The sequence below is a fragment of the Streptomyces sp. ISL-11 genome (assembly GCF_018614525.1).
Taxonomy (GTDB): domain Bacteria; phylum Actinomycetota; class Actinomycetes; order Streptomycetales; family Streptomycetaceae; genus Streptomyces.
Genome location: NZ_JAGGOL010000150.1, coordinates 21681 through 32483, shown reverse-complemented (window position 1 = coordinate 32483; position 10803 = coordinate 21681). Strand labels below are relative to the sequence as shown.

The 10803-nt window shown below is 71.0% G+C and carries 9 protein-coding genes and 1 pseudogene; 6 read left to right on the top strand and 4 right to left on the bottom strand.

Features of this window, described 5'->3' with window-relative positions:
- The 4 genes and pseudogenes from J7E86_RS25845 to J7E86_RS25830 all read right to left on the bottom strand — a co-directional run.
- Positions 1-358 (bottom strand): annotated as a pseudogene (locus J7E86_RS25845) (hypothetical protein); the annotation flags it as partial.
- 177 nt (positions 359-535) lie between these two features.
- A complete protein-coding gene (locus J7E86_RS25840; protein ID WP_215084757.1) occupies positions 536-934 on the bottom strand; it encodes a DUF6113 family protein in 399 nt (132 codons plus the stop codon).
- A complete protein-coding gene (mshB, locus tag J7E86_RS25835; protein WP_215084755.1) occupies positions 931-1824 on the bottom strand; it encodes an N-acetyl-1-D-myo-inositol-2-amino-2-deoxy-alpha-D-glucopyranoside deacetylase in 894 nt (297 codons plus the stop codon). Before mshB ends, J7E86_RS25840 begins: the two co-directional genes overlap by 4 nt.
- Before the next feature lie 59 nt (positions 1825-1883).
- A complete protein-coding gene (locus J7E86_RS25830; protein ID WP_215084753.1) occupies positions 1884-2078 on the bottom strand; it encodes a hypothetical protein in 195 nt (64 codons plus the stop codon).
- Positions 2079-2262: 184 nt separating this feature from the next.
- Here J7E86_RS25830 and J7E86_RS25825 point away from each other — a divergent pair, with 184 nt between their 5' ends.
- From J7E86_RS25825 to J7E86_RS25800, 6 genes are all read left to right on the top strand, one after another.
- The gene (locus tag J7E86_RS25825; RefSeq protein WP_215084751.1) at positions 2263-4383 is read left to right on the top strand and encodes a S9 family peptidase; all 2121 of its coding nucleotides are present in this window, start codon (positions 2263-2265) and stop codon (positions 4381-4383) included.
- A gap of 227 nt (positions 4384-4610) precedes the next feature.
- The gene (locus tag J7E86_RS25820) at positions 4611-5588 is read left to right on the top strand and encodes an ABC transporter permease (RefSeq protein ID WP_215084749.1); all 978 of its coding nucleotides are present in this window, start codon (positions 4611-4613) and stop codon (positions 5586-5588) included.
- 52 nt (positions 5589-5640) lie between these two features.
- On the top strand, positions 5641-7434 hold the full coding sequence (locus J7E86_RS25815; protein ID WP_215084747.1) for an ABC transporter substrate-binding protein: 1794 nt from the start codon (positions 5641-5643) through the stop codon (positions 7432-7434).
- 108 nt (positions 7435-7542) lie between these two features.
- Positions 7543-8520 carry an ABC transporter permease gene (locus tag J7E86_RS25810; RefSeq protein ID WP_215084745.1) on the top strand — a complete coding sequence of 326 codons (978 nt, stop codon included), beginning with the start codon at positions 7543-7545 and terminating at the stop codon, positions 8518-8520.
- Positions 8521-8539: 19 nt separating this feature from the next.
- Positions 8540-9574 carry an ABC transporter ATP-binding protein gene (locus J7E86_RS25805; protein ID WP_215084743.1) on the top strand — a complete coding sequence of 345 codons (1035 nt, stop codon included), beginning with the start codon at positions 8540-8542 and terminating at the stop codon, positions 9572-9574.
- Entirely contained in the window at positions 9571-10680 is a 1110-nt protein-coding gene (locus tag J7E86_RS25800) for an ABC transporter ATP-binding protein (RefSeq protein WP_215084741.1), read from the top strand. Before J7E86_RS25805 ends, J7E86_RS25800 begins: the two co-directional genes overlap by 4 nt.
- The last annotated feature ends 123 nt before the right edge of the window (positions 10681-10803 follow it).

Genomic DNA, 10803 nt, shown 5'->3' with positions numbered 1-10803 from the left:
GGGCGGGCTTGCGCTCGGCGTCACGGGCCGGGCCCGCGGCCGGGGCCGCCGCGCCCGGCACGGCGGCCGGACCCATGCCCGGTGCGGTGCCGCCCTTGGCGGGCGAGGCGTCGTCGCCGACGGGGGTCCGCATGATGACCGGCGGGATGGGCCGCGAGCCGGGGATGTTGATGCGGATCCGCGTCGTCAGCGTGGTCTCGGTCTTCGGCTCTTCCGGCTTCGGCGCCACGGCCGGCTCCTCGCTGCCGCCTCCGTCCGGGGACGGGTGGCTGGTTCCGTACGGCGGGGTCCCCGACGGGTAGGCGGCGCCACCGCGCCCCTGGGGCCCGGAGGACGAACTGTCAGATTCACGGCTCAAAGCAGGTTCTCCCGGTTAGCTCCGCCGCCCGTCATGACCTCGCTCGGGCGGCTCGGCGGCGCGCACCACCATACTGGGCACCACGGACGCGCACTTGACGGCTGCCGGATCACCCCGGTCGGAGGGAGCGCGCGGCGGCTCTCCGATCCTCGGGCCCCTCAGGCAGAAATCGTCACGTCACTTGCCAAGTCGGACTGAGGAACCGTCCGGTTGCGGCAGTTTCGGTAGCGTGGCGCACATCACAGCCACGACCATCCCGCCCAGCAGGAAGGCGTACGAGCCCAGTCCGGCGGCGAAGAGGAAGTCGCCCTCCGCCCGGCTCGCGGTCATCAGCAGCACGGCGACGACCCAGCCGACGCCTGGCGCCGCCCCGCCGATCCTGGTGCCGGTCGCGGTGACTCCGCCGTAGCAGACCCCCGCGACGCCGAGCAGGGCCAGCAGCAACCCGCCGGGGAACCAGCCGCCTTGTACGAGCGCTCCCGCCGCGCCGACGAGCGCGCCCAGGACGGTCAGGCCGGCGTAGGCACCGAGGCGGCTCGCGGTGAGCGGTTCGAGAAGAGGGGACGTACCGGTCACGCGTCCACCCCCGCGAACAGGTCGTCCTCGCGCGGTGCGGCGGCCCGGCCGCGGACGAGCTGGTAGCACTCGTCGGTCAGTAGCGGCTGGCCCAGGTCGTTGGAGAGTGCGAAGAAGGGGCCCTCGACCAGGATCTGGGTGGCGTGGGCACGCATCGCGGCCGCCTTCGCGGCCGCGTGGGCCGTGCCGTCGATCGCGGCCGTCACCTCGTCGTCGGGCACCACGCCCGGCACGTCGGCGACCGAGGCGATGCCGGGGAAGGGGTTCTCCGCACCCAGCTCGCGCAGACGTGCGAAGCCCTCCTCGACGACGGAGAGCGGCGCGCGGTTCCAGTAGACCTTCGCGATGTCGTGCGGGTCGCCCAGGTCGCGGCGGAACGCCTGCTCCGCCGCCAGCTCCACGGCACGCGTCGCGACGCGGTGCGCCTGGATGTGGTCGGGGTGGCCGTAGCCGCCCTCGGGGTCGTAGGTGACCAGCACCTGCGGCCGCACCTCGCGGATCACCTCCACGAGGTACGCGGCGGCCTCGTCGACGTCGGCCCGCCAGAAGCACTCCGGGCGGTCGTTCTGCGGGGCACCCAGCATCCCGGAGTCGCGGTAGCGCCCGGCACCGCCGAGGAAGCGGTGGTCGCCGACGCCCAGTTCCTTCATCGCGGCGGAGAGTTCGCCGGCGCGGTACGGGCCGAGGGCGTCGTCGCGGTCGGCGACGAGGTGGGCCAGGTCGGCCGGGATCACCTCGCCCTCTTCACCGAGGGTGCACGTCACGAGGGTGACGTGGGCACCCTCGGCGGCGTACTTGGCCATGGTCGCGCCGTTGTTGATCGATTCGTCGTCCGGGTGCGCGTGCACCAGGAGCAGCCGGCGGCCTGGCGAGAGGGAACGGTCGGTCATGGGACCAGCCTACGAGCCCCGGGGGCCCGGTGGGGATTGCCCCCTGGGCGCCCGGCCGCTCAGAACTTGATGTTGCCGATCATCGTATTGACGCTGGACGTCAGCTGGTGGAGCGTCGGGGCGATCGACGAGCTCGCGAGGTAGAAACCCAGCAGCACGCAGACCGCGGCGTGGCCGGCCTTCAGCCCGGACTTCCGGACCAGCATGAAGACGATGATCGCCAGCAGCACCACCGCCGAAATCGAGAGTGCCACAGCGGTTCACCTCCAGGGTCGCGCGGTCGGACGGACAACGTGCGGATGGCATACGGATGCCGTCCGGGAATAACCAACTATGCGCCAGTGATCATAACTTTCCGGTGCCCGGACATCACTCGGTGCACAGGAGCAAATCCGGGGCGCACGGCGACTTCTCGCCGCCCCGCCGTAGGCTCGCCACATGACCGGACAGCTCTCGTTCCCGCGGCAGTATGCCCGTACACAACGCTTCTCGCTGGGTGCGCCACGCGCCTTCAGCGTGTCGCCCGACGGTTCACGTGTCGTCTTCCTCCGCTCGCGTTCGGGAACCGATCGCTCCGGAGTCCTGTGGGTGCTCGACACCACCACCGGCCGGGAGTACCCGGCCGCCGACCCCGCGGTGCTGCTGGGCGGCGCCGACGAGGAGTTGTCCGCGGAGGAGCGGGCCCGGCGCGAGCGCAGCCGCGAGGGTTCGGCGGGCATCGTCGGCTATGCCCTGGACAGCGCGGCCGAGTTGGCCGCGTTCGCCCTCTCGGGCCGGCTGTACGTGGCCGAACTGCGTGGCGGCACCACCCGTGAGCTGGTGGTTCCCGGCCCGGTCGGCGACCCGCGCCCCTCGCCCGACGGCCGCCGCGTCGCCTATGCGGCGGGCGGCGCGCTGCGCGTGGTGGAGGCGGACGGCGGTGGCGACCACGCCCTGGCCGGGCCGGAGAGCGGCACGGTCACCTGGGGGCTGGCCGAATTCGTCGCCGCCGAGGAGATGGGCCGCTCGCGAGGCTTCTGGTGGGCGCCGGACGGGGAGTCGCTGCTGGTGGCCCGCGCCGACGACGCGCCCGTACGCCGCTGGTGGATCGCCGATCCCGCCAACCCCGACCGGGAGCCGGCGGAGGTCGCCTACCCGGTGGCCGGCTCGGCCAACGCCGAGGTGACGCTGTCCCTGCTGGGGCTGGACGGCACCCGTACGGACGTCACGTGGGACCGCGAGCGCTACCCGTACCTGGCGCGGGCGCACTGGTCGGCCGACGGCCCTCCGCTGCTGCTGGTGCAGGCGCGCGACCAGCGCTGCCAGGCATTTCTCTCCGTGGACACCGCGACGGGAGCCACCCGTGTGCTGTGTGTGGAGGAGGACGCAAACTGGCTGGATCTATTCGCTGGTGTGCCCGTTTGGGGCCCCGATGGCCGACTCGTACGCATCGCCGACGAAGGTGGCGCGCGGGTCCTGAAGGCCGGCGACCGAGCCCTGACCGGGCCCCGGCTGCATGTCCGGGCGGTTCTGGACGTCGGCGCCGATGACGTGCTGATTTCCGCGTCCGCGGGGCCCGGGGCGACCGATCCGGAGACCGGCGAGGCGCATGTCTACCGCGTCGGCGAGCAGGGCGTCGAGCGGGTATCCGAGGGACAGGGCTGGCATTCGGCGGTGCGTTCGGGACCGGTCACGGTCCTGGTGTCCACGTCACCGGAGCGCAGTGGGGCTTCCGTTCAGGTCCTGCGCGACGGCGCGCGCGTGGCCACCGTGCCCTCCTACGCGCACACGCCCGTGCTGAGCGCCCGCGTGCGCCTCACCGAGGCAGGCGCGCGCCGCATTCCGTGCGCCGTCCTGCTGCCGGCCGATCATCAGGAGGGCGACGGTCCGCTGCCGGTGCTGATGGACCCCTACGGCGGGCCGCACGGGCCGCGGGTCGTGGCCGCGCAGAATGCCCACCTGACCTCGCAGTGGTTCGCCGACCAGGGCTTCGCGGTGGTGGTCGCCGACGGCCGGGGCACTCCGCACCGCTCCCCCGACTGGGAGAAGGCCGTCCGCGACGACTTCGCGGGCGTCACCCTGGACGACCAGGTCGACGCCGTCCGGGCCCTGGCCGGGCGCTACCCCCTGGACCTGGGCCGGGTGGCGATCCGCGGCTGGTCGTACGGCGGCTATCTCGCGGCGCTGGCGGTGCTGCGCCGCCCCGACGTCTTCCACGCGGGCATCGCGGGCGCGCCGGTCACCGACTGGCGGCTGTACGACACGCACTACACCGAGCGCTACCTCGGCCACCCCGACGAGCAGCCGAAGGTGTACGCCCGCAATTCCCTGGTGACGGACGGCGGGCTGTCGGAGGCCGCGGAGCAGGTCCGGCCGCTGATGATCGTCCACGGTCTCGCGGACGACAACGTGGTCGCCGCGCACACCCTGCGACTGTCCTCGGCGCTGCTCGCCGCGGGCCGTCCGCACGAGGTGCTGCCGCTGTCCGGCGTGACGCACATGACCCCGCAGGAGCAGGTCGCGGAGAATCTGCTGCTGCTCCAAGTCGACTTCCTCAAGCGGTCCTTGGGCATGGCCTGACCGCCAGGAGGTGACCCGCGCGGCGTGCTCGACAGGTCTGTCAAGCACGCCGCGTCGTCGATCCGCTCACCCTTCGCTCAAGAAGCGCCCGGAAAAGGGGAGCCCGTCGCGTAGGGCACCGCAGCCCTCTTGACTGCGCTGTGAATCCATTGCCAAAGTCCGCTCATCCCGTCGCGCGCACCGCGTTCGCGAGGGACGTCGAGACGACAGTGCGGGGGATTTACGCGATGACGAGTCCTTCCCTCATTCCGCTGACGCAAACGGAGTTGACCGGTCGTTCACCCGGACAGCTGATGTGGCGGCGCTTCAAGCGTGACCGTTCAGGGGTCGTTTCCGCGTATGTCGTGGCGTTCTTCTTTGTCGTGGCGGTGGCGGCACCACTGATCTCGAAGGTCTACGGCAAGGGCCCGACGACGACCTACGGGATCGACGAACCGGGCCTGCTCAATGAGTTCGGCTACCCCGTGAAGCCCAACGGCGGCATTTCCGGCCGCTTCTGGTTCGGAATCGAGCCGACGCTGGGCCGCGACGTGCTGACCCAGCTCGCCTACGGGATCCGCACCTCCCTCCTCATCGCGCTGGCCGCGACCGTCCTGTGCGTGCTGACGGGCGTGCTGGTCGGCGTGACGGCGGGCTACATCGGCGGCCGCACCGATTATCTGCTCGGTAGGTTCATCGATCTGCTGCTGGCGTTCCCCTCCCAGCTCTCCTTCATCGCCTTCACGCCCGTCGTCTACTCCCTCTTCGTCAGCCCGGAGAAGGAGACCCCGACCTACCTGCGGGTCCTGACGCTGATCCTCGTGCTGTGGGTGCTGGGCTGGATGGGGCTGGCGCGGCTGCTGCGCGGTCAGGTCCTGAGCCTGCGCGAGCGGGAGTTCGTCGAGGCCGCCAAGGTCACCGGCGCGTCGCCCTGGCGGATCATCACCAAGGAGCTGCTGCCCAATCTGTGGACGCCCCTCCTGGTGCAGTCGACGCTGATGCTGCCCTCGATCGTGACCACCGAGGCGGGCCTGTCCTTCATCGGCGTCGGCATCCTGGAGCCCACGCCCGACTGGGGCCGGATGTTCGCCAACGGCGCCCATTACTACGAGAGCGACATCACCTACATCTTCTTCCCCGGCATCGCGATGATCATTTTCGTGGTCGCCTTCAACCTGCTCGGGGACTCCGTCCGGGACGCCTTCGATCCCCGGACCGCGCGCTGAGGACATGCACACAGGAACCGTACGACCGACGGACAGGCAGGTGCATCGACCCATGAGGACGTCACTCGGACACAGAGGCCGGCTCGCGGCCGCGGCGCTGGCGGCGGGGGCCCTGGCGCTCACCGCCTGCAGCAGCGGGGGCGGGGGTGGCGGCGGGGGCAGCAGCGCGGGGCCCGGCACCGACAAGACCAAGTCCGCCAACTACTCGATCGGCACCAAGGAGGACTCGGCCGGCCCCGCGCCCGAGCGGGAGGGCGCCAAGAAGGGGGGCACCATCGGCGTCCTCCAGCGCGACGCCTTCGGGCACCTGGACCCGGGTCAGATCTACTACAACGACATGCTCGCCGGCCAGATGCTCTACAACCGCTCGCTCACCTCCTACAAGGTGGACGACAAGGGCAGGGTGAAGGTCGTCGGGGACCTGGCCACAGACCCCGGCACCGCCTCGGACGGCGGGAAGACCTGGACGTTCACGCTCAAGGACGGGCTGAAGTTCGAGGACGGCTCACCGATCACCTCCAAGGACGTGCGCTGGGGCGTCGAGCGGCTCTACGCCGCGTACCAGACCGACGGCCCGCAGTACATCCCGCAGTGGCTCTCCGGCGACGGCACCACCTTCCGCAAGGCGCTGCCGGACGGCCCGTACCAGGGTCAGCACCTGCCCGCCTCCGTGCTGGACACCCCGGACGACAAGACGATCGTCTTCCACTTCCTCAAGCCGCACGCCGACACGCCCTTCGCGACCGCGATGCCCAACGTCGGCGCCGTCAAGGCGGAGAAGGACACCCAGCGCAAGTACGACAACGCCCCCTTCGCCACCGGCCCGTACAAGGTCGGCGACTTCAAGGTCGGCAAGTCGCTCACGCTCGTGCGCAACGAGCACTGGGACCCGAAGACGGACCCCATCCGCCACCAGTACGCCGACCGGTTCGAGATCAGCTTCGGTCATCAGTACGCCGACTCCACCCGCCGCTACCTCGCCGACCAGGGCGCCGACAAGAACACCCTGTCGTTCAGCAACGCCGTCGCGCCGGAGATGACCGAGAAGGTGCTGGGCCAGGCGGACACCAAGGCGCGCCGCCACCTGGAGATCCAGCCGTACGTCGACTACATCAGCTTCAACACCGACCGGCTCAAGGACGTCAGGGTCCGCAAGGCGCTCGCGTACGCCATGCCCAACGGGCAGATCCTCCAGCAGAACGGCGGCGCGAGCGGCGGGGTGCTCGCCACCAACTACCTCTCGCCCGCCATGGACGGCTATCAGCCGACCGACCCGTTCGGGAAGAAGGCCAAGCCGGCCGGTGACCCCGACAAGGCCAGGGAGCTGCTGAAGCAGGCCGGCAAGGAAGGCCAGGAGATCGTCTACGCCTACGCCAATACCGACGTGCAGCAGAAGGTCTCCGTGGTCGTGACCCAGGCCCTGGAGCGGGCCGGCTTCAAGGTGCAGCGGAAGGAGATCGACGCCAACACCTGGCGCACCGCGATCGCCGAGGTCAAGAACAAGTTCGACATCTACCGCACCTCCTGGGGCGCGGACTGGCCGGTCGCCTCGACCGTGGTCCCGCCGCTCTTCGACGGCCGGCAGATCGCCGACGGCGCGCAGAACTACGGCCACCTGAACGACCCCGCGGTCGACGCCGAGATCGACCGCGTCGGCGCGATCCCGGACGTGAAGAAGGCCGCGCCCGAGTGGCAGAAGCTCGCCGACAGGATCCTCAAGGAGGACGTGCCGGGCGTGCCGACCTTCTACAACAGCCAGTTCTCCCTCTGGGGGTCGAACGTGGGCGGCGTGCGCTACCAGCCGGTCTACGGCACCGTCGACCCGACCGGCGTCTTCGTCAAGTAGCGCCGGGTATCCCTCCGGCTGGGCCCGCGCGGGGCCCGGCCGGACGGCCCGTGCTCCCCCGGCCCACCGCCGACCGGACCGTTCGCCGTCGACCGGAAGACCGCGACCATGCTTCGATTCCTCGCCCGCCGCTCGCTCGGCGCGATCGTCATCATCCTGCTGATCAGCGCGATCACCTTCACGCTCTTCTTCGCGCTGCCCTCCGAGCCGGCCCTGATGTCCTGCGGCAAGAACTGCACCCCGGACGCCATCGCGCTCATCAACAAGAACCTCGGCCTCGACGATCCGGTGCCCGTCCAGTACTGGCACTACATGGCCGGCATCTTCACGGGCCGCGACTTCTCCGTCGGCCACTGCCCGGCCCCCTGCTTCGGCTACTCCTTCTCCAACCAGCAGCCGGTCTGGGGCACCATCGTGGACCGCTTCCCGACCACCCTGTCCATCACGCTCGGCGGCGCGGCCGTCTTCCTCGTCGTCGGGACCGGCATCGGCATGCTCGCCGCCGCCTTCCGCGGCACCTGGGTCGACAAGTTCTTCAGCTCCCTGTCGCTGATCGGCAACGCCCTGCAGATCTACTTCGTCGGCGTCATCGCCCTCGCCGTCCTCGTCAGCGGGCTGCACTGGATGGACAACCCCGCCTACCACCCGATCACCGAGGATCCCGGCAAGTGGTTCATGGGGATGCTCATCCCCTGGCTGGTGCTGTCGATCATCTTCATCGCCGGCTACAGCCGGATGACGCGCTCGCAGATGATCGAGCAGCTCGGCGAGGACCATGTGCGCACCGCGCGCGCCAAGGGCCTGTCCCGGCGCACGGTCTTCTTCCGGTACGCCTGGCGGGGCGCCCTCGCGCCCATCGTCACCATCTTCGGCATCGACCTCGGCTCGCTCTTCGGCGGCGCGATCATCACCGAGTTCACCTTCAGCCTGCACGGCCTGGGGCGGCTGGCGGTCTCCTCGGTGAGCGAGACCGACCTGCCCACCCTGATGGCCGTGATGCTCGTCGGCTGCACGGCGATCGTCGTCGCGAACATCGTGGTGGACGCCGCCTACGCCTTCATCGACCCGCGCGTACGCCTCGCCTGAGCGTCAGGAGACCACGACCGTGACCGCGTTCCTGTCCGTACGCGAGCTGTACGTCCGTTTCGCCACCGAGGACGGCACGGTCAAGGCCGTCGACGGCCTCTCCTTCGACCTGGAGCGCGGCCGCACGCTCGGCATCGTCGGCGAGTCCGGCTCGGGCAAGTCCGTCACCAACCTCGCCGTCCTCGGGCTGCACGAGCCGCGCACCACCGAGATCAGGGGCGAGATCCTGCTGGACGGCCAGGAGCTGACCGGCGCGCCGGAGTCCGCGCTGGAGAAGCTGCGCGGCGACAGGATGGCGATGATCTTCCAGGACTCGCTGACCGCCCTCTCGCCGTACTACACGGTGGGCCGCCAGATCGCCGAGCCGTTCCGCAAGCACACGGGGGCGTCGAAGCGCGAGGCCCGGCTGCGGGCGGTCGAGATGCTGGAGAAGGTCGGCATCCCCAACGCGGCGCTGCGCGTGGACGACTATCCGCACCAGTTCTCCGGCGGCATGCGCCAGCGCGCGATGATCGCCATGGCACTGGTCTGCGATCCCGAACTGCTGATCGCCGACGAACCGACGACGGCGCTGGACGTGACGGTGCAGGCGCAGATCCTCGACCTGCTCAAGGACCTCCAGCAGCAGACCGGTTCGGCGATCATCCTCATCACCCACGACCTGGGCGTCGTCGCCCACACCGTGGACGAACTGCTGGTGATGTACGCGGGCCGGGCCGTCGAGCGCGGCACGGTCCGCGAGGTGCTGCGCTCACCCCGGCACCCGTACACCTGGGGGCTGCTGGGCTCCATGCCCCGCCTGACGTCCGACGTCGAGGAGCCCCTGGCCCCCATTCCCGGGACACCGCCGAGCCTGCTGGCTCCGCCGCCCGGCTGCCCCTTCCATCCGCGCTGCGCGTACACCGGCGAGGTCGGTGGCGACCGATGCCGTACGGAGCGCCCGGACATCGCCCCGGACGGCCACGGCGCGGCCTGCCATCTGTCGCCCGAGCGGCAGCGGACGGTCTTCGCCGAACGGATCAGGCCGCGACTGGGCCGAGGAGCCTCATCATGACGAGCGACAACACCGCGTCACCGGCGGCGCGCGAGCAGCGGGGTGAGCCCCTGCTCGTCGCCGAGGGACTGACCAAGCACTTCCCGATCACGGGCGGCTTCCCCGTCCGGCGGAAGGTCGGGGCGGTCCAGGCCGTCGACGGCGTCGACCTGACCGTGCGCGAGGGCGAGAGCTTCGGCCTGGTCGGCGAGTCCGGCTGCGGCAAGTCCACGACCGGGCGGCTGCTGACCCGCCTCCTGGAGCCCACGGCCGGCCGGATCACCTACCGGGGGCAGGACATCACCCACGCGCGGCGCCGAGAGCTCGCGCCGATCCGCTCCGAGATCCAGATGATCTTCCAGGACCCCTACGCGTCGCTGAACCCCCGGCAGACCGTGGGAAGGATCGTCTCCGGTCCGATGGAGATCAACGGCGTCGATCCCGCGGGCGGCCGCGAGAGGCGCGTCCGCGAACTGCTGGAGACCGTCGGGCTCAACCCCGAGCATTACAACCGCTTCCCGCACGAGTTCTCCGGCGGCCAGCGGCAGCGGATCGGCGTGGCCCGCGCGCTCGCCCTCGAACCGCGCATCGTGATCGCGGACGAGCCGGTGTCCGCGCTGGACGTCTCCATCCAGGCGCAGGTGGTCAACCTGCTCCAGACGCTGCGGCGCGAGCTGGGCATCGCGTTCCTCTTCATCGCGCACGACCTCGCGGTCGTCCGGCACTTCTCCCAGCGGGTCGCCGTGATGTACCTCGGCAGGATCGTCGAGGTGGGCGGCCGCGACGACATCTACCGCCGCCCCCGCCACCCGTACACGCACGCCCTGCTGTCGGCGGTGCCCGAGGCCGCGGACCTCACGGACGAGCCCGGTACCGCGCCCCGCGAGCGCATCCGCCTCGCCGGCGACGTGCCCTCCCCCATCCTGCCGCCCTCGGGCTGCCGCTTCCGCACGCGCTGCTGGAAGGCGCGGGAGAAGTGCGCCACGGAGGTCCCGCCGCTGATCCGGCAGGACGGCAGCGGGGCGGAGCACCTGGCGGCGTGCCACTTCCCCGAACCGCCCACCGTGGAACGGGACGTGGAGGTGATCCTGGACCCGGCGCTGCGGACGGAGACGGAGGGGCGGTAGGCGGTGTCCGGTGGGTCTTCGGCCGCCGGCCGCCGTCCTTGCCGCCTGCGGCGGCGGGCGCCGGTCTTCGGCCACGGGCCGGCCTTGCCGCCTGCGGCGGCGGGCGCCCTGCGGGCGCGTCCT